Raw genomic sequence first — 19197 nt, forward strand, 5'->3', positions numbered from 1 at the left:
ACAATCTTTACCCACTCAACTTGGTTATATCTAAAAAAAGGAGCTATATATGGAAACAACACGACAGAACAAAATAAGCCGCCTGCTGCAGAAGGAGCTGAGCGACATTTTTCTGGGCGAAACCCGCAAGACCCACGGCATCATCATCTCGGTGAGCGTGGTACGCGTCAGCCCCGACCTGAGTACGGCCAAAGCCTACCTGAGCATCTTCCCGCCCGAAAAGAGCGCCGAAATGATTGCCAACATCAACGCCAACGCCAAGACCATACGCTACGAACTGTCACAGCGCGTGCGCTTCCAGTTGCGAAAGACGCCCGAACTCTCGTTCTTCCTCGACGACTCGCTCGACTACATCGAGAATATCGACTCGCTGTTGAAAAAATAGCGTATACCGATGAGTCGGCTCTCCCGCAAAATTGCCTGGCGCTACCTTTTCTCCAAGAAGTCGCACAGCGCCATCAATGCCATATCGATCGTATCGGTGTGCGGGGTGGCCATTACCACGCTGGCACTCATCTGCACCCTGTCGGTCTACAACGGATTCACGCAGCTGATCGGGTCGCTCTATTCGCAGATAGACCCGCAAATCAAGATTACCCCGCGTGAGGGGAAAACGCTCGATACCGAGGCTCCCGAGCTGAAACAGATAGCTTCGTGGCCCGAGGTGACCATCGTCTCGCCCGTCATCGAGGAGAGTGCCCTGTGCCAATACAAGGACCGCCAGCAACCGGTGCTGGTAAAAGGGGTTCCCGACAACTATACCCAACTGTCGCACATCGAGGAGCTTATCACCAGCGGCACCTTCATGCTCAACGACGGGCGAGTCGACTATGTATCGCTGGGCATAGGCATTGCCGCCCAACTGGGTATCGCCACCAACACCCCCTACCCCGTAGAGCTCTATGCTCCCAACCGGCTGGGACGGGTCAATCTGGCCAACCCGGCACAATCGTTCAACAGCAGGCGTTTCTTCGTGGCCGGCGTCTTCTGCTCCAACCAGGCCATCTACGACGACCAACTGGTGATTCTGCCCCTGGCCACCGCCCGCGAGATGTTCAGCTACACCACCGAGGCAACCGCCATCGAGCTGCGCCTCGCTCCCGACTACACCGAGCATGCCGTGGCCCAGAAGCTGAAAGAGACTTTGGGCGACTCGTACCGCGTGGCTACCCACATCGAGCAGAACGACTGGTACAAGTGGGTACAGATTGAGAAGTGGATTACCTTCCTCATCCTCTCGTTTATCCTGATGATTGCCACCTTCAATGTGATAGGCGCCCTCTCGATGCTCATCATCGACAAGAAACGCGACATCGACACCCTGCAAAAACTGGGAGCCGACGACCGACTCATCTCGCGCATATTCCTGGCCGAGGGGTGGCTCATCTCGGCCATCGGGGCCGGTTCGGGCCTCATTCTGGGGGTGATACTCTGCTACCTGCAACAGGAGTACGGATTGCTGAAGCTGGGCAGCACCGAGGGTATGTTCATCACCGACGCCTACCCCGTACGGCTCGAACTGTTCGACACGCTGGCCGTCACCGCCATCGTCCTCATCCTGGGCTTCGTTACCGCCTGGTATCCTGCCAAGTTTCTGCGCAAGCGCCTGCTCGCCGAGAAATCAAATAGAGAGTAACCTCTGGCACGCATACCTACCTCTTTAATATATACTATCCTTATCCCATGCCAACATACCAACAGGGCGGCCCAAAACTGTTTTTGAGCCGCCCCGTCGTTATCTTGGACTATCTCCACATCACTTCATTTCGCGAGCAATCGCATCGGCAATAGACTGCATTTCGGCAGCGTCGAGCGACAGCTTGTCGCGGAAGAAATTCATATCGGACTCGTGGTTGATAGGCACCAGATGAATGTGCGTATGAGGCACTTCGAGACCCATCACGGCCACACCTACCCGTTTACAGGGCACGGCCTTCTCGATAGCCCGGGCCACCCGTTTGGCGAAGCGGGTGAGACCTACATAAGCCTCGTCGTCGAGATCGAAGATATAGTCGACCTCCTTTTTCGGAATCACCAGCGTATGCCCTTTGGCTACGGGATTGATGTCGAGGAATGCAAAATAATTCTCGTCCTCGGCTACTTTGTAGCACGGAATTTCACCGGCTACAATACGACTGAAAATGGTTGCCATGGTTTCTTGTTTTTTAGTTTTTACAATAGATGGCGAAAGCAGGAGCAGAGGTCGATGGGAAACGCCGTCTCCCATTGACCAAGACTGGCCACCACCGGTTTTCACCATATGCAAAGTTAGCGAAAAGAAATAAAAAAGCGTTCTCCCGCTCTGCAAACTATAGGAGAGAACGGGAGAACGCCTGTGACAAAAAAGCCGATATGCAACGTGTGCACACCGGCTTATGCGATTAAATGGAAATATCTACAATCTCGAACGACATCAGGCCCGAGGGAACCTGAATCTCGACAATGTCGCCTACCTGCTTGCCCAGCAGACCTTTGGCAATGGGGGTCGTGGCCGAAATCTTGCCTTCGCGCAGGTTGGCCTCCGACTCCGACACGATGGTATATTTCATTACCGCGCCATTCTTGACATTCTTGATAGTTACGGTGTTCAAGATTTGCACCGTGTGGGTGTTCAACTTGCTCTCGTCGATGAAACGGGCGTTGGCCACGAGATCTTTCAACTGCGAGATTTTCATTTCGAGCATGCCCTGTGCCTCTTTGGCAGCATCATACTCGGCATTTTCCGAGAGGTCACCTTTGTCGCGAGCTTCGCCAATCGCACGAGAGATTTCGGGACGCTTCACATTTTCGAGATAAGCTATCTCTTCCATCAGTTTTTTGTAACCTTCTTCGGTCATGTACGTAATAGCCATAATTTTACTCCTATAGTGTTTATAAATTATTATTCCATATTAAACAAAAAAGAAATCCCGCCGTTAGCCGGGACTCCTTTTTGTGCTTTCACTGTGACAAAGATACGCCCTTTTTTTAATCTTCCAAAAAAAAACGCCGAGAATCGTCAAAAGTTTACTTGTCGGCTCATTAGAGACGCGATTGTATAGCAGCCTCGATTTCACCCACTTTCTCGATGCGTTTCACAATGCCGTCGTTCTTGTCGATGACGAAACAGGTAGGCAAGTTCTTCACATTATAGATAGCGGCGTTGCGCGAATAGACACTCTGCGGATCGCGCACGCACACCCACGGCAGATTGTCGGCAGCTACCTTCCACGACTGTTCGTCGGCATCGAGCGAAACCTGATAGATCTGGAGACCGCGGCTCCTGTATTTCTTGTAGAGTTCGGCCAGCTTCATATTGTAAGCCGGGGAATAATCGGTCTGGTAAGCGGTGAAACTGAGAAGCACCACCTTATTGGCTTCCATCTGCTCGCCCAAGGTCTGCTTGCGACCCAACTGGTCATACAGTTCCACGTCGATATACGAGGTAGTCTCTGCCTCGATATTGGCCTCGTTACTCTGGCGGGCAGCTCGCTCGGCAGCGATGGCTTCCAGTGTCATCTGCTTCAACTGCTTGGCGCGGGGCGACTCGGGATAGTGCATATCGAAACTCGTAGCCACGGCGGCAATCAACTTGCGGTCTTCGGCATTGTAAGGGTCGAATACCCGACTGCCGTTAATCTCCTGGAACACGATATAATAAGCGGCGGCCGATGCCGGATTCTCCAGCACCAGGTTGAGCATCTTCTCCTTGTACTCGGCCAAAGCCTGAATAGCTTGTGCCCGCAAGGTATCGACCTGGATGCTGTTGGCCGATACAGCTTTGTTGAGTTCATTGATGCGACGTTTCAACTTACCGCTCTCGTCGGTCACGATGCGCATCTTGGTACACTCGTCCGAACCGGTCAGTTCGTAGCCGTCGGCAAAATCGGTAGCCCGGGCCGAGAACGACAGCGTCTCGGTAGAGTCGACGGCAAAATGAACCAGAGCCCCATTCAACCGCAGCTGATAAAACTCGGGATATTGCGGTGCCTCTTGTTTGAATTTGAAAGCGCCCTTGTCGTCGAGAGTCACCGAGTCGAGCGCCACAGGCTGTCCCGTAGCCAGCGATTCGAGGTAAAGCATTTGTCCGTGAGCACCCGTCACGTCGCCTTCGATGGTAAACTGCCGCTTGCTACACGAGGTAACAGCCACGGCTATCGCACATAAAAATATCCACTTTCTCATTGTTTCAGATTTTAAGTTCATGGCCATCTCCCCTTGGAGAAAACCAGTTACAAAGATATGTTTTTTTTCACACATTCCAATGCCTCGGTGCCTCTGTACCAAAAGCAAAATGAAAGAATGCCCCCGCAAAAAACCGCACTATCTGTTCGCCAAACTACTTTTATAGGCGATATTTTTTCATTTTTATTTCATAATCATAGTTTTGCATTCAAACTTTCATTATCTTTGCGTGATTTTGAGAAGAAAAAAATACAGAAAAATCGATTTTATGATTAAACAAGTTATTAAGAAGACCATCGATTTGGGTGATGGAAGGACCATCACCATCGAAACCGGCAAGCTCGCCAAGCAAGCCGATGGGGCCGTAGAAGTACGCATGGGCAACACCATGCTGTTGGCCACGGTATGTTCGGCACAAGAAGCCGGTGAAGGCGTGGATTTCATGCCTTTGCAAGTAGAATACAAAGAGCGTTATTCAGCTTTCGGCCGTTTCCCCGGAGGTTTTACCAAACGTGAGGGCCGAGCTTCAGACTACGAGATACTCACCGCCCGCCTGGTAGACCGCGTACTGCGTCCGTTGTTCCCCGACAACTATCACGCCGACACCTTCGTGAACATCATGCTGTTCTCGACCGATGGCGTAGACATGCCCGATGCCCTGGCCGGTCTGGCCGCATCGGCTGCCCTGGCCGTGTCGGATATTCCCTTCAACGGTCCTATTTCGGAAGTACGGGTTGCCCGCATCGACGGTAAATTCAGAATAAATCCTACCTTCAGCGAACTCGAAAGAGCCGACATGGATTTGATGGTAGGTGCCACTTATGAAAACATCATGATGGTCGAAGGCGAAATGGACGAAGTTTCGGAGGCCGACCTGCTCGAAGCCCTCAAAGCCGCCCATGAAGCCATCAAGGTTCACTGCCTCGTACAGAAAGAGTTGGCCGAGGCCGTAGGTTCGACCGTAAAACGCGAATATTGCCACGAAACCAACGACGAAGATCTGCGCAAAGACGTGTGGGCAAAATGCTACGACAAGGCTTACGCCATTGCCCGCTCGGGTAATGCCGACAAGCACGCCCGCCAAAACGCCTTCGACGCTATCGTCGACGACTATCTGGCCGGTCTGAGCGAAGAAGAGCTCGCCGAAAAGGAACCGCTCGTACGCCGCTACTACCACGATGTAGAGAAAGAGGCCGTACGTCGCTGCATTCTCGACGAAGGCATCCGTCTCGACGGCCGTACCACCACGCAGATTCGCCCCATCTGGTGCGAAGTAGACTACCTGCCGGGTCCTCACGGATCGGCCGTGTTCACCCGTGGTGAGACACAGGCCCTGGCCACCGTTACCCTCGGTACCAAACTCGACGAGAAGATTCTCGACGACGTGCTCAACCAGGGTCGCGACCGCTTCCTGCTCCACTACAACTTCCCCCCCTTCTCGACCGGCGAAGCTAAAGCCCAACGCGGCGTAGGCCGTCGTGAAATCGGTCATGGCAACCTGGCCAACCGCGCCCTCAAACGCATGATTCCGAAGGATTACCCCTATGTAATCCGTGTCGTATCGGATATTCTCGAGTCGAACGGCTCGTCGTCGATGGCTACCGTTTGTGCCGGTACGCTGGCCCTGATGGATGCCGGTGTACAAATCAAGAAACCGGTTTCGGGTATCGCCATGGGCTTGATTACCGACAAAGACAATGTGAAATATGCCATCCTCTCCGATATTCTCGGTGACGAGGACCACCTCGGCGACATGGACTTCAAGGTGACCGGTACCCGCGACGGTATCACCGCCACCCAGATGGACATCAAGTGCGACGGTCTCTCCTACGAAGTTCTCGAGAAAGCCCTGAATCAGGCTCGCGAGGGTCGTATGCACATCCTCAACATCATCACCGACACCATCGCCGAACCGCGTGCCGACCTCAAGCCGCATGCGCCTCGTCTCGAGACGATGATTATCCCCAAAGAGATGATCGGTGCCGTAATCGGCCCGGGCGGGAAAATCATCCAAAGCATTCAGGAAGCCAGCGGTGCCATCGTTACCATCGACGAAATCGACAACGAGGGCCACATCGAAATCTCGGCAGCCAACCTCGAGTCGATTCAGGATGCCAAACGCCGCATCAAAGCCATCACGGCTCAACCCGAAGAGGGCGAAACCTATACCGGTGTAGTGAAATCGATTCTGCCCTTCGGTGCATTCGTAGAGATTCTCCCCGGCAAAGATGGTCTGCTCCACATCTCGGAAATCAGCTGGGACCGTCTCGAGACGATGGAGACCTCGGGTATCCACGAAGGCGACGAAGTAACGGTGAAACTCATCGAAATCGACAAGAAGACCGGCAAATACCGTCTCTCGATGAAAGCTCTGTTGCCCCGTCCCGAAAGAGCCCCGCGCAACGACCGTCACCGCGACAACAAGAAACAGTAACAGATTCTATCTGTTCCGCCATACGAGCCGTATATCATCCCGATATACGGCTCTTTTTTTTCGCCTACCTCAAACAGATATTGCGCGGGGTTAAAAATTCTCATTTTTTTACTTATTTAGCGTAAAAATCGTTACCTTCGTTTGCAAATGATTCTCGGCCTATGGCAGCACTGAAACAGCAGCTACAACAGAAGCTGCAACAAAAGCTCTCACCCCAGCAGATACAGCTCATCCGGCTCCTCGAACTTACCGAAGTGGAGTTTGAAGAGCGCGTGCAACAAGAGCTGGTCGACAACCCCGCCCTGGAAGAGGGCCGGGAAGAAAGCCTCGACAGCCTGAACGACTACAACCCCAACGCCGACGAAGACGGGAATCCCACCGAATCGGCCGAAGAGCTCTCGCTGGGCGACTACCGCACCGAAGACGACATCCCCGACTACCGGCTCGAGGCCGACAACTTCTCGAAAGACGACAAGAAAGAGGATATTCCCTTTGTCTCGGCTTCGTCGTTCCACGACTACCTCGAGAGCCAGTTGGGCGAACAGCCGCTCGACGACACCTCGTATCAGATTGCCCAATATATCATCGGCAACATCGACGACAACGGCTATCTGCAGCGCCCCATCCAGGCCATCACCGACGACCTCATCTTTCAGGTGGGGCTCGACGTACCGGTGAGTCAGGTCGAGGATATTCTGCAAATGATTCAGGAGTTCGAACCGGCCGGCGTGGGGGCCTCGAACCTGCGCGAATGCCTGCTGCTGCAGCTCGAGCGTCACGAGGGTACACCCGCCAACCTGCTGGCCTACAAAATCGTGGACCAGATGTTCGACGAGTTTTCCAAGAAGCACTACGACAAAATCATGCGCCAGTGCAACGTGAGCGAAGAGGAGCTGAAACAGGCCATTCACGAAATCACCCTGCTCAATCCCAAGCCGGGCAGTGCCTGGAACAACAGCTACTCGGGCAACTCGGAGCACCACATCATCCCCGACTTCTACGTCGAGGCTCAGGATGGCGAGCTCACCATCAGCCTCAACAACAGCAATATACCCGAGCTGCACGTAAGCCGCGACTATCAGGACATGCTGGAAGACTACTCGTCGAACAAACAGAACCAGACCCGCGACAAACGCGATGCCCTCTTGTTTGTCAAGCAGAAACTCGACGCGGCCCAGTGGTTTGTCAACGCCGTGAAGCAACGGCAAGAGACGCTGCTCAAGACCATCACGGTCATCGTCGAGCTGCAAAAGGAGTTTTTCCTCACCGGCGACGAGCGTACCCTCAAGCCGATGATTCTGAAAGATGTGGCCGAGCGTACCGGCTACGACATCTCTACCATCTCGCGGGCCAGCAACAGCAAGTATGTGCAAACAAATTTCGGTATTTATCCGTTAAAATATTTCTTCTCCGAGGCCATGCAGAACGATGCCGGCGAAGAGGTCTCGACCCGCGAAATCAAACGGCTGCTGCAAGAGCTGGTCGACCACGAAGACAAGCGCAAGCCGCTCTCCGACGACAAGCTGTGCGAGATGCTGCAACAGAAGGGATACCCCATAGCACGACGTACCATCGCCAAGTATCGCGAGCAGCTCTCCATCCCCGTGGCCCGGTTGCGCAAAGAGATTTGAACGACTAAAAAAAACATAACGACTTATGAACAAACTGGCAACCCTACTGTCGACCGTGTTTCATCCGCTGCTCATGCCTACCTACGGCATCGCCATCGCGCTCTACACGTCGTACATGCGCATCTTCGGCGACCGCCTGCTGGGCATCGTCATCGTGGGGGTGTTGCTCACGACCTGCATACTCCCCTCGCTGGGCATCTATATTCTCTACAAACTGGGGCACATCAGCGACTTCAGGCTGCACGAACGCACCGAGCGTACCATCCCCTACCTCATCAACTTCGCCTGCTACGTAGCCTGCTACCTCTATCTCTACCGATTCGGGATACCCAGCTGGATTATCGCCTTCATCGCGGGTGCCATCGTCGCGCTCATCATCTCGCTCTTCATCAACCGGTACTGGAAGATAAGCGCCCACATGGTGGCAGCCGGCTCCATGGTGACGCTGGTCTTTCTGATGAGTTTCTACGGCCTCATGCTCACCCCCTATATCCTGCCGCTGCAGATTGCCTCCGTGCTGCTGGCCGGTGCCATAGGCTCGTCGCGCATCCTGCTCAAACGCCACACGCTGGGACAGGTAGGCGCCGGATTTGCCCTGGGGATACTCTGCTGCGGGTCGATGTTCTTTATTTTTGCATAACCGATAAGTAATATATACCATTATGAAACCTGTTGTAAGTATAATCATGGGGAGCACCTCCGACCTCCCCGTCATGGAGAAAGCCGCCAAGCTGCTCGACGAGTGCGAAATCCCCTTCGAGATGCTGGCCCTCTCGGCACACCGCACCCCGGCTCAGGTCGAGGAGTTTGCCAAAGGAGCCAAAGCCCGCGGCATCAAAGTCATTATCGCTGCGGCCGGCATGGCTGCACACCTGCCCGGCGTCATCGCCTCGATGACCCCGCTGCCCGTCATCGGTGTGCCCATCAAATCGGGCATGGAGGGTCTCGACGCCCTGCTGGCCATCGTGCAGATGCCCCCGGGAATCCCCGTAGCTACCGTAGGTATCAACGCCTCGCTCAATGCCGCTATCCTGGCTACCCAGATGCTGGCCCTGGGCGATGCCGCCATTGCCGAAAAGGTGGAGCGATATAAAGCCGGACTCACCCAGAAAATCGTTGCCGCCAATGAGGCGCTGGCCGAAGTCAAATACAAATTCAAAACCAACTAATCGCTATCCACGCCGTTCTCTTTTATCATGGACTATTACAACTACCGTCGCCGGGAAAGCAGCGTCGTACAGATAGGTGACACGCCTCTCGGAGGGTCGTACCCGATACGCATACAGTCGATGACCAACACCTCTACGCTCGACACCCCGGGCAGCGTAGAGCAGTGTATCCGCATTATCGAGGCCGGGGCCGACTATGTGAGACTTACCGCCCAGGGGGTGCGCGAGGCCGAAAACCTGGCCAATATCGAGAAAGAGCTTCATGAGCGGGGATACCACACCCCGCTGGTGGCCGACATCCACTTCAACCCCAAGGCGGCCGACGCAGCGGCCTGCACCGTCGAAAAGGTGCGTATCAACCCCGGTAACTTCGTCGACAGCGCCCGCACCTTCAAGCAGATAGACTACACCGACGAGGAGTATGCCGCCGAACTGAAACGCCTGCGGGAGCGGTTTGTCGCCTTCCTCGACATCTGCAAGGAGCACCACACGGCCATCCGGCTGGGAGTGAACCACGGTTCTCTCTCCGACCGCATCATGAGCCGCTACGGCGATACGCCGGCGGGCATGGTCGAGTCGTGCATGGAGTTCCTGCGCATCTGCCGCGACGAACATTTCGACAACGTAGCCATCTCGATCAAGGCCTCCAACACGGTGGTGATGGTAGCCACCGTGCGGCTGCTCATCCAGACGATGGATGCCGAGGGCATGCACTACCCGCTGCACCTGGGGGTAACCGAAGCCGGCGATGGAGAGGACGGACGGATAAAGTCGGCCGTGGGTATAGGCACCCTGCTGGCCGACGGTATAGGCGACACCATACGGGTTTCGCTGAGCGAAGCACCCGAGGCCGAGGTGCCGGTGGCCCGCAAGCTGGTCGACTACATCACCGCCCGGGCCGGCCATACACCCATTGAGGCTCCCCACCTCTCGCTCGAGCAGTTGGCCGCCCGCCCCAAAGAGCACATCGAGGGGATTGGCGCCGGCGAACAGCCGGTGGTCCTGGCCGAGGGGAAACCCGGCAAGGGAGCCAAAGCCGACTTCTACTACACCCGCGACCAGGCGGCCGGGGGTGCGGTGCGTTCGATTGTCGACTATCCCCTCTACCGGGGCGAGACTCACACCTACCCGCTCTTCCGGGCAACCGACTGGCAAGCCCTGACCTCGTGCCAGGCTCCGCTGCGGTTCCTGCAGGCCGACACGACCGAACTGACCGAGCCGCTGCTCAACCGGTTGGCCGGCGAGAAGGGGGTGGTACTCATCGTCACCTCGCACCACATCAACCCTGTGGGCGACACGCGTGCTGCCTTGGCTCGGCTGACCGCAGCCGGCTGCACCTGCCCCGTGATACTGAAGCGAGACTATCGCGAGAACAACCCCGAGGAGCTGCAAGTGAAGGCCGGAGCCGATTTCGGCCCCTTCCTGCTCGACAGCCTCATCGACGGTGTCTACCTCTGCAACGAGGGAGAAATAGCAGCACAGAGCCTCACAGACTACATGTTCACCATTTTGCAGGCCGCCCGCAAGCGGTTCAGCAAGACCGAATACATCTCGTGCCCCAGTTGCGGACGCACCATGTTCAACCTGCAAACGACTCTGGCCCGGGTCAAAGCGGCCACCTCGCATCTGACCGGACTCAAAATAGGTGTCATGGGCTGTATCGTAAACGGTCCCGGCGAGATGGCTGATGCCGACTACGGCTACGTGGGTGCCGGACGCAACCGGGTGAGCCTCTACAAAGGCAAGAGCTGTATCGAAAAGAACATACCCGAGGAGCAGGCTATCGAAAAGCTCATCGCCCTCATCAAAGCCAACGGCGACTGGTGCGACCCCGCTTGAGATTTCTGACCTGAACAATGAACGACAGCAAGAACAATATTCGCGCCGAACTGGCCACGCTCCCCGTGGGCAAACTGCTTTGGCGGTACTCGGTACCGGCCATCGTGGGGACGATGGTCATGTCGCTCTACAACGTAATCGACCGCATCTTTATCGGGCAAGGTGTGGGCCCCGACGCCATATCGGGGCTGGCCCTCACCTTCCCCATCATGTCGATTTCGGGAGCCATCGGCATGCTGGTCGGACAGGGTGCGGCGGCCCGCATCTCGATTGTGATGGGACAGGACGACAAGGAGAAGGCCGAGAAGATTCTGGCCAACAGCCTCATCCTCTCCGTCACCTTCGCCCTCTGCTACCTCTCGCTCTTCGTCATCTTCATGGACGACATTCTGCGCAGCTTCGGCGGCAGCGACCGCACCATACCCTATGCCCGCGAGTTCCTGCTCTACATCATGCCCGGCATGCTCTGCACCAACCTGTGCTACAGCTTCAACAACATGATGCGGGCCTCGGGCTATCCCGGCAAGGCCATGTACACGATGCTCATCGGCGCCTTCTCCAACCTCGTTCTCGCCCCCATCTTCATCTTCGGCCTCAAGCTGGGCATCAAGGGGGCGGCCATCGCTACCGACATAGCCATGGCCATCTCGGCGGTTTTCGTGATGGCACACTTCTGCAACACCCGCAGCAACGTGCGGTTCCACCGCCGGTACTTCAAGCTCGAGTGGGCCATCCTCATCAACATCGTCTCCATAGGCATGTCGCCCTTCCTGGTCAATATCGCCAGCAGCGTAATCAACGCCATCATCAATACCTCGCTCTACCGCTACGGAGGCGACGAGGCCATTGGTGCCTTCGGCATCTTCAACAGCTACGCCACCCTGGTGGTGATGCTCATCGTGGGGCTGTGCCAGGGCATGCAGCCCGTCGTGGGCTACAACTACGGAGCCGGCAACTACGACCGCATGAAACGGGCCTTCAAGATTACCTGTGTCGTGGCCACCCTCTGCGCCACGGTGGGGTGGATAGGTTCCACCTTCTTCCCCTACTACATCATACGGGCCTTTACCACTGACGAACATCTTATCGACGTGGCTATACACGGCATGCGCATCGCCATGGGCGTCTTCCCCATCGTGGGCATCCAGATGGTCGCCACCAACCTGTTCCAGTCGCTGGGCATGGCCTCGAAGGCCATCTTCATGAGTCTTACGCGGCAGGTCATCTTTCTCATACCGCTGCTGCTCATCTTCCCCCGCCTGTTCGAACTGAACGGCGTGTGGGGCGCCATGCCGGTATCCGACACGATTGCCACCCTCGTCACCCTGCTGATGCTCTGGCAAACCAACCGGAAACTGGGGCAAAACAATCGGGTAACGCCCGCCGCTTGAGAAAATACGGCATGCTTCCCCCATGGATTATTATCCAACCCGCTGATAACAAACGAGGATGGCCCCGCGCTACATGCGTCGAAGCCATCCTCGTCTTTATACGTCGAGTCTGCACAGCGTGTCCCGTGCAAATCGTTGCTTACTCCTTCATCACCGGAATTTCGCGGTTCATGCTCTGCTCGAGCGAGATAAGCGTCTCGGTCGAAACTACCCCCTTGATGTGCTGAATCTTGTCGTTCAAGAGCTCCATCAGATGCTCGTTGTCCCGGGCATAGAGCTTGCACAACATCGTATAGGGACCTGTGGTGAAGTGGCACTCCACTACCTCGGGAATCTTTTCGAGCTCGGGAACTACATCGCGATACATCGACCCCTTCTCCAACTTCACCCCAATATAGGTACAAGTTCTGAAACCCAGCGACTTGGGGTTCACATGATACCCCGAACCGGTAATCACGTGCATATCGATCATGCGCTGTATGCGCTGGTGGATAGCCGCACGCGAAACGCCGCACTCGGCGGCTACGTCTTTCGACGGAATGCGAGCATTGCGCATTATAATCTCGAGAATCTGACGATCTAGATTATCTATCTTTTCCATAAAATTTTATTTACATAAATCATTTTGCGACAAAAATATCACTTCTTTTTGAATATACAACTATGTTTTAGCTATTTTTTTTGACAAAAAGATACTTCCCTTACTAAAAACAGATGGCTTATTGAGCCTTTATAAGATACTTTTTCATAAAAAAATGAAGAATACAGAAGGGCTGAAACACTTTTCGAAGCGGACTGCCGCCTCCCCGATTGTGTTAAAAATCGATTTTTTATTGTCGATTTTGTCCAGAATAGTTATAATTGCAATTAACAGCGCTGTTAAATAAAACATGACCTATGTCACAAGCCAAACCCAACACCAAAAGAAAGAATACCGAGGGAGCCGTCATGGCGGCTGCCGAAGAGTTGTTTCTCGAGAAAGGATACCTGCTGGCCACTACGACCGAGATAGCCCGCCGGGCCGGTGTAACACACGCCATGCTACACTACTATTTCCAAACCAAGGAACAGATTTTCTTCAAGGTTCTCGACAAAAACCTGCACGAACTGTTTACCTCGGTACGCAATGCCATGTCGGCCGAAACTATTGCATTTTGGCCCAACCTGAAAGGTGGCGTAATCCGTCTGCTCGAATTCCTCAACCAGCATCGCCAACTGGTCAGTTTCCTGTACGACGTAGCCCGGCACAACCCCGAACTGCTGAACCGTTACCGCGAAAGCACCATAAGCCTCATTTCGGGACTTGCCGGCCATCACAAGGTCCTGCTCGACAACGAGGTGCGGGCCGGCCGGTGCAACCCCATCACCTTCGAACAACTGTTTCTCGACCTCATTTCGCTGAGCTTCTCGACCTACATGTCGGTACCGGTGATGGAACAGGCGGTGGGAATGCCGCGTGACCAGATAGACCAGGCCCTGAAGAGGCGGCACGACGAGATTATCGCCCTGCTCTACCACCGGCTGTACGGCCGATGTGAGCCCGACCGATAACCGGGAAAGAAGGAATCAAAAACAAGGAGCATTTTAACGAGAGAGATATGATGAAAAGATGGGTTTTTCTTATCCTGTGGGCCGGTATCGCCAGTGCGGCCGCCGCTCAAGTGACCCTGAGCGATTGTGTGGAAAAGGCCCGCAACAACTACCCGCAGATACAGGAGCTCGGCCTCATCCGTGAAGCCGAGAAATACGATTTGTCCACCGCTAGCCAGAGTTGGCTGCCGCAACTCACCATCAGCGGCAAAGCCCAATATCAGTCAAAGGTGGTCGAGATGCCGTTCGAGATACCCGAGTTCAAGTTCAACCTGCCTCACGACCAATATTCGCTGGTGGGCGAGGTGAGCCAGACCCTCTGGGACGGCGGCACGACGGCCAGCAAAAAGCGGCTGGTGAGCGCCGATGCCCAGATACAGAGCCAACAGGTAGAGGTATCGTTGTACAGCATCAGGCAGAAGGTGGAGAATATCTTCCTGGGCATCCTGCTTATCGACAAGCAGATTGCTCAAAACGAGATTGCCATCAAGAGCCTCTACCGCAACCGCGAGTCGGTGCTGGCGGGCATCGAGCACGGCGTGTCGTACAAGTCGGACTTGAGCATCGTCGATGTGAACATACTCAACTACAAGCAGACCATCTCGTCGCTGAACTCCGACCGCCAGGCCTACGTCGACATGCTCGGGCGGCTCACCGGCGAGGACCTGTCGCAAGCACAGTTCGTAGAGCCGCCGGTCGACCTGCAAATCGACACTACTACCCTGGCGCGGCCCGAACTGCAACTCTACAAGGCACAGCTGGAGCAGACCCGGGTACAGCGTCAGGATTTGCAGACCAACCTCTACCCCAAGTTCAACCTGTCGTTGCAGGGAGGTATCGGGCGCCCGGGATTGAACATCCTGAAAAACGAGTTCGAGCCCTACTACGTCGTGGGGGTAAAGATGCAGTGGAACCTGGGGGCCCTCTATTCGCGCAAGAACGACATCCGTAAGATAGCCGCACAGAAAGAGCGCATCGAGCGCGAGCAGGAGACCTTTGTCTTCAACACGATGCTCGATGTGACCGACCGCCTGAACGAGGTGCGCAAAGCCCGGCAGGTGCTCGAGCAGGACCGCGAAATCATCAGGCTGCGCGAGGATATTCGCCAAGCCGGCGAGGAGCAGTACAAGCAGGGGGTCATCATGCTCACCGACCTGATGGACATGATTGACGAGGAGTTCAACGCCCGGGTGGCCGAATCGCTCCACCAGGTGCAGCTCATCATGGCCATCTGCGACCTGAAGACCACTCTGGGACAGTAAACCGATACAGAACATAAACTCAAGAGACAATGAAAGAGAAAATTTTATACACAGCCCTGGCAACGGCACTTCTCACCCTCGGCAGTTGTGCCGACCACTCGCGCGACTTCGACGCCTGCGGTCAGATAGAGGCGACCGAGGTGCTGGTTTCGGCCGAGGCCAACGGCCGCATCGTATCCCTGCAACTGACCGAAGGCGACCGGCTCACGGCCGGGCAGACCGTGGGTGTCATCGACTCGGTACAGACCTACCTGCAGAAGCAGGAGCTCGTGCGCAAGCGGTCGAACGCCCAGACCAAACTGGTAGACATCGACCGGCAACTGGCCTCGCAACAGGCCCAGCTCGAGAAACTGCAGGCCGACTACAAGCGGTACCAGGCTCTCGAGGCCAGGGATGCCGCTACCCAGAAACAGGTCGACGACCTCGCCTCGCAGATTGCCGTAACCCGGCGCGAGATGGCGGCCAAGAAACAGACCTACGAGCGCAACAACACGGGCATTCGCGAAGAGCTGGCCCTCTACGACGTGCAGATTGCCGAGAAGGAGGACCAGTTGAACAAATGCCGCATCGTGGCCCCTATCGACGGCACGGTGCTGACCAAGTTTGCCGAAGCGGGAGAGCTGGTGACGTCAGGGAAATCGCTCTTCAAGATGGCCGACCTGAAGCAGGTCTACGTGCGGGCCTACCTCACCACGGCCCAACTGGCCGAGGTGAAGCTGGGCGACACCGTGCAGGTGACCATCGAAGACGGTACCGACAAGCCCCGCCAGTACGAAGGCCGGTTGGTATGGATTGCCGACGAGGCCGAGTTTACCCCCAAGAATATCCAGACCCAGGACGAGCGGGCCGATCTGGTCTATGCCGCCAAGGTGTCCCTCGAGAACGACGGCTTCCTCAAACTGGGCATGTATGCGTACGTCCGTTTCAAATAGAGAGGTGCAGCCATGGGAGCCATTGAAGTAGACGAGGTGAGCAAGCGATACGGGACCTGCCAGGCGTTGGAGCGTGTCTCGCTCGACATACGGGCGGGCGAGATTTACGGCCTTATCGGACCCGACGGGGCCGGCAAGACCTCACTGTTCCGCATACTGGTGACGCTGCTCCTTCCCGACAGCGGCCACGCCCGCGTCGAGGGGCTCGACGTGGTGAAGGATTTCATGGCCATCAGGCGGCGCATCGGCTACATGCCGGGACGGTTCTCGCTGTACCAGGACCTGACGGTGGCCGAAAACCTCGACTTCTTCGCCACCATGTTCGGCACCACCGTAGCCGACAACTACGAAAACATCCGGGAGATTTACTCCCAGATCGAACCCTTCCGCGACCGGCGGGCCGGGAAACTGTCGGGCGGCATGAAACAGAAGCTGGCCCTCTGCTGCGCCCTGGTGCACCGCCCCACGGTACTCTTTCTCGACGAGCCCACCACCGGCGTCGATGCCGTGAGCCGCAAAGAGTTCTGGAACATGCTCTATCGCATCCGCGAGGCCGGCGTCACCATACTGGTATCGACTCCCTACATGGACGAGGCGTCGCTCTGCGACCGCATATCGCTCATCCAGCAGGGGCACATCATCGAGACCGGCACCCCGGCGGCCATCGTGGCCCAATATCCGCACCGGCTCTTCGGCGTGTCGGGCCACCCGGCCTATCCGCTGCTGAAGTATCTGCGGCGACGAAACGACCTGCTGCGGTGCTTCTCGTTCGGGTCGGAGCACCACGTGGCCGTCGCACCCGGCACCATTGCCCCCGACGAGCTGCAGACCCAGATTCGGGCAGCGGGATTCAGCGACGCAACGGTACACGAAATCGAGCCCAACATCGAAGATTGTTTCATGGAACTGGCTAAAAAAGAAAGGCAAAAGGCGTGAACGAAAATACCGACATCATCATCGTAGAGCAGTTGACCAAGAAGTTCGGCAACTTCACGGCGGTCGACCACATCAGCTTCAGGGTGCACCGGGGCGAAATCTTCGGATTCCTCGGGGCCAACGGAGCTGGCAAGACCACCGCCATGAAGATTCTGTGCGGCCTGAGCCTCCCCACCTCGGGCGGCGGCACGGTCAACGGGTACGACCTGTGCCGCGAACAGGAGAAAATCAAGCGTCACATCGGCTACATGAGCCAGAAGTTTTCGCTCTATGCCGACCTGAAGGTGTGGGAAAACATCCGCCTCTTCGGCGGCATTTACGGCTTAAGCGGCAAGCGCATCCGGCAAAAGAGCGACGAGATGCTGCGCTACCTGAACATGACCGACCTGAGAGACGAACTGGTGGGCGACCTGCCGCTGGGGTGGAAGCAGAAGCTGGCCTTCAGCATCGCCCTCATCCACGAACCGGCCATCGTCTTTCTCGACGAGCCTACCGGCGGTGTCGACCCCGAGACCCGGCGGCTCTTCTGGGACCTCATCTGCGAGACGGCCGAGGCGGGCACGACGATATTCGTCACCACCCACTACATGGACGAGGCCGAGTATTGCGACCGGGTGTCGATTATGGTCGACGGTGTCATTGCCGACCTCGACACCCCCGCAGCCCTGAAGCAACGCCATCAGGCGGCCGATATGGACGCGGTATTCCGTAAACTGGCCTACCAAGCCAAAAGAGAGTAAGGCTATGAAAGAGTTTTTGTCGTTCATCAAGAAAGAGTTCCGCCACATATTCCGCGACCGGCGCACCATCCTCATCGTGCTGGTGATGCCCATCGTGCAGATTATCCTCTTCGGCTTTGCCGTCAGTACCGAGGTGCACGATGCCCGGGTCGACGTGGTGGGCGACCTGGCCGACCCGTCGGTGAGGCAGACGGTGGCACGCATCGACCAGAACCCTTATCTGCACGTCACGGCCGTACTGGGGTCGGTAGCCGAGGTGGCCGAGCGGTTCCGGGCCGGGAAGTCGGACGTGGCCGTCTGTTTCGAACGCAACTTCGACGAGCGGCTGCGCCACTACGACAAGGCATTCATACGGATACTCGGCGACGGGTCCGACCCCAATACGGCCCAAATGATTGTCAATTACGTGAACGGGGTATTGTCTACCGTGCAAAGCGAGTTGAGTGCGTCAGAGGGCACGCAAACGGCCTCGTTCCCGCACGTGCAATACATGTACAACCCCGCCGTGCGGTCGTCCTACAACTTCGTGCCGGGTGTCATGGGGCTTATCCTCATGCTGGTCTGCTCGATGATGACCGCCATCTCGATCGTGCGCGAGAAAGAGAGCGGCACCCTGGAGTTGCTGCTCGTCTCGCCCATCCGCCCCGTGGGAGTCATCGTCAGCAAGGCTATCCCCTACCTGGCGCTGTCGCTCATCAATCTGGTCACCATCCTGCTGCTCGCCCGCTTCGTGCTGGGCGTACCGTTGCGGGGCAGCCTGTTCCTGCTGGCGGTGATGTCGGTGCTCTTCATTCTTGCATCGCTGGGCATCGGGCTGCTCATCTCGGTGGTTTCGGCCACCCAAAAGACGGCGCTGCTCATCTCGGGCATGGGACTCACGATGCCCACGATGATCTTCTCGGGCATCATCTTCCCCTGCGAGAGCATGCCCGTAATTCTGCAATACGTTTCGGATATTATCCCGGCCAAGTGGTACATCATCATGGTCAAGAAGATAATGATCGAGGGGGTGGGTTTCAGCTACATCTACCCCGAGTTCATCATCCTGCTGGTGATGACGCTGTTTCTGCTGGTCGTGAGTGTAAGGCTATTTAAACGAAGATTATAAT

At 56.2% G+C, this 19197-nt stretch carries 18 protein-coding genes; 14 read left to right on the plus strand and 4 right to left on the minus strand.

Annotated features, from left to right (window positions below):
- Positions 1 to 49: 49 nt before the first annotated feature.
- Complete coding sequence (gene rbfA / locus B5F38_RS02905; protein ID WP_087407831.1) at positions 50 to 385, plus strand: 30S ribosome-binding factor RbfA; 336 nt, start codon at positions 50 to 52, stop codon at positions 383 to 385.
- A 9-nt stretch (positions 386 to 394) separates the two neighbouring features.
- Positions 395 to 1636: an ABC transporter permease gene (locus tag B5F38_RS02910; protein WP_087407832.1), complete on the plus strand. Its 1242-nt coding sequence runs from the start codon at positions 395 to 397 to the stop codon at positions 1634 to 1636.
- 120 nt (positions 1637 to 1756) lie between these two features.
- Here B5F38_RS02910 and B5F38_RS02915 read toward each other — a convergent pair whose 3' ends face one another.
- From B5F38_RS02915 to B5F38_RS02925, 3 genes are all read right to left on the minus strand, one after another.
- Positions 1757 to 2152 carry an HIT family protein gene (locus tag B5F38_RS02915; protein ID WP_087407833.1) on the minus strand — a complete coding sequence of 132 codons (396 nt, stop codon included), beginning with the start codon at positions 2150 to 2152 and terminating at the stop codon, positions 1757 to 1759.
- Between the two features lie 229 nt (positions 2153 to 2381).
- Complete coding sequence (gene greA, locus B5F38_RS02920) at positions 2382 to 2852, minus strand: transcription elongation factor GreA (protein WP_087407834.1); 471 nt, start codon at positions 2850 to 2852, stop codon at positions 2382 to 2384.
- A gap of 169 nt (positions 2853 to 3021) precedes the next feature.
- Entirely contained in the window at positions 3022 to 4164 is a 1143-nt protein-coding gene (locus B5F38_RS02925) for a redoxin domain-containing protein (RefSeq protein WP_158096830.1), read from the minus strand.
- A gap of 268 nt (positions 4165 to 4432) precedes the next feature.
- On the opposite strand from B5F38_RS02925, the gene pnp reads away from it, so the two are divergent.
- The 6 genes from pnp (at position 4433) to B5F38_RS02955 (ending at position 12628) form a co-directional block, all read left to right on the plus strand.
- Entirely contained in the window at positions 4433 to 6598 is a 2166-nt protein-coding gene (pnp, locus tag B5F38_RS02930; protein WP_087407836.1) for a polyribonucleotide nucleotidyltransferase, read from the plus strand.
- Positions 6599 to 6759: 161 nt separating this feature from the next.
- Positions 6760 to 8229, plus strand: coding sequence for an RNA polymerase factor sigma-54 (gene rpoN, locus B5F38_RS02935; RefSeq protein WP_087407837.1), 1470 nt, complete (start codon positions 6760 to 6762; stop codon positions 8227 to 8229).
- Between the two features lie 25 nt (positions 8230 to 8254).
- Positions 8255 to 8869 (plus strand): hypothetical protein, encoded by a 615-nt coding sequence (locus B5F38_RS02940; RefSeq protein ID WP_087407838.1) that lies wholly within the window; start codon positions 8255 to 8257, stop codon positions 8867 to 8869.
- 22 nt (positions 8870 to 8891) lie between these two features.
- Positions 8892 to 9398: a 5-(carboxyamino)imidazole ribonucleotide mutase gene (gene purE / locus B5F38_RS02945; RefSeq protein ID WP_087407839.1), complete on the plus strand. Its 507-nt coding sequence runs from the start codon at positions 8892 to 8894 to the stop codon at positions 9396 to 9398.
- Positions 9399 to 9425: 27 nt separating this feature from the next.
- A complete protein-coding gene (locus B5F38_RS02950; RefSeq protein ID WP_087407840.1) occupies positions 9426 to 11237 on the plus strand; it encodes a 4-hydroxy-3-methylbut-2-en-1-yl diphosphate synthase in 1812 nt (603 codons plus the stop codon).
- A gap of 17 nt (positions 11238 to 11254) precedes the next feature.
- Positions 11255 to 12628, plus strand: coding sequence for an MATE family efflux transporter (locus B5F38_RS02955; protein ID WP_087407841.1), 1374 nt, complete (start codon positions 11255 to 11257; stop codon positions 12626 to 12628).
- Between the two features lie 139 nt (positions 12629 to 12767).
- On the opposite strand, the gene B5F38_RS02960 is transcribed toward B5F38_RS02955, so the two are convergent.
- Entirely contained in the window at positions 12768 to 13229 is a 462-nt protein-coding gene (locus tag B5F38_RS02960) for an Lrp/AsnC ligand binding domain-containing protein (protein ID WP_025278550.1), read from the minus strand.
- A 296-nt stretch (positions 13230 to 13525) separates the two neighbouring features.
- On the opposite strand from B5F38_RS02960, the gene B5F38_RS02965 reads away from it, so the two are divergent.
- The 6 genes from B5F38_RS02965 to B5F38_RS02990 are packed head-to-tail and all read left to right on the plus strand — an operon-like array spanning position 13526 to position 19196.
- A complete protein-coding gene (locus tag B5F38_RS02965) occupies positions 13526 to 14179 on the plus strand; it encodes a TetR/AcrR family transcriptional regulator (RefSeq protein ID WP_087407842.1) in 654 nt (217 codons plus the stop codon).
- 47 nt (positions 14180 to 14226) lie between these two features.
- Positions 14227 to 15480 (plus strand): TolC family protein, encoded by a 1254-nt coding sequence (locus B5F38_RS02970; protein ID WP_087407843.1) that lies wholly within the window; start codon positions 14227 to 14229, stop codon positions 15478 to 15480.
- A 29-nt stretch (positions 15481 to 15509) separates the two neighbouring features.
- Positions 15510 to 16412, plus strand: coding sequence for an HlyD family efflux transporter periplasmic adaptor subunit (locus B5F38_RS02975; protein ID WP_087407844.1), 903 nt, complete (start codon positions 15510 to 15512; stop codon positions 16410 to 16412).
- A gap of 12 nt (positions 16413 to 16424) precedes the next feature.
- The gene (locus B5F38_RS02980; protein ID WP_087407845.1) at positions 16425 to 17348 is read left to right on the plus strand and encodes an ABC transporter ATP-binding protein; all 924 of its coding nucleotides are present in this window, start codon (positions 16425 to 16427) and stop codon (positions 17346 to 17348) included.
- Entirely contained in the window at positions 17345 to 18088 is a 744-nt protein-coding gene (locus tag B5F38_RS02985; RefSeq protein ID WP_087407846.1) for an ABC transporter ATP-binding protein, read from the plus strand. The genes B5F38_RS02980 and B5F38_RS02985 overlap by 4 nt, the downstream gene beginning before the upstream one ends.
- Positions 18089 to 18092: 4 nt before the next feature.
- A complete protein-coding gene (locus B5F38_RS02990) occupies positions 18093 to 19196 on the plus strand; it encodes an ABC transporter permease (RefSeq protein WP_087407847.1) in 1104 nt (367 codons plus the stop codon).
- Position 19197 lies beyond the last annotated feature (1 nt).

It is taken from the genome of Barnesiella sp. An22, from assembly GCF_002159975.1.
GTDB classification, from domain to species: domain Bacteria; phylum Bacteroidota; class Bacteroidia; order Bacteroidales; family Barnesiellaceae; genus Barnesiella; species Barnesiella merdigallinarum.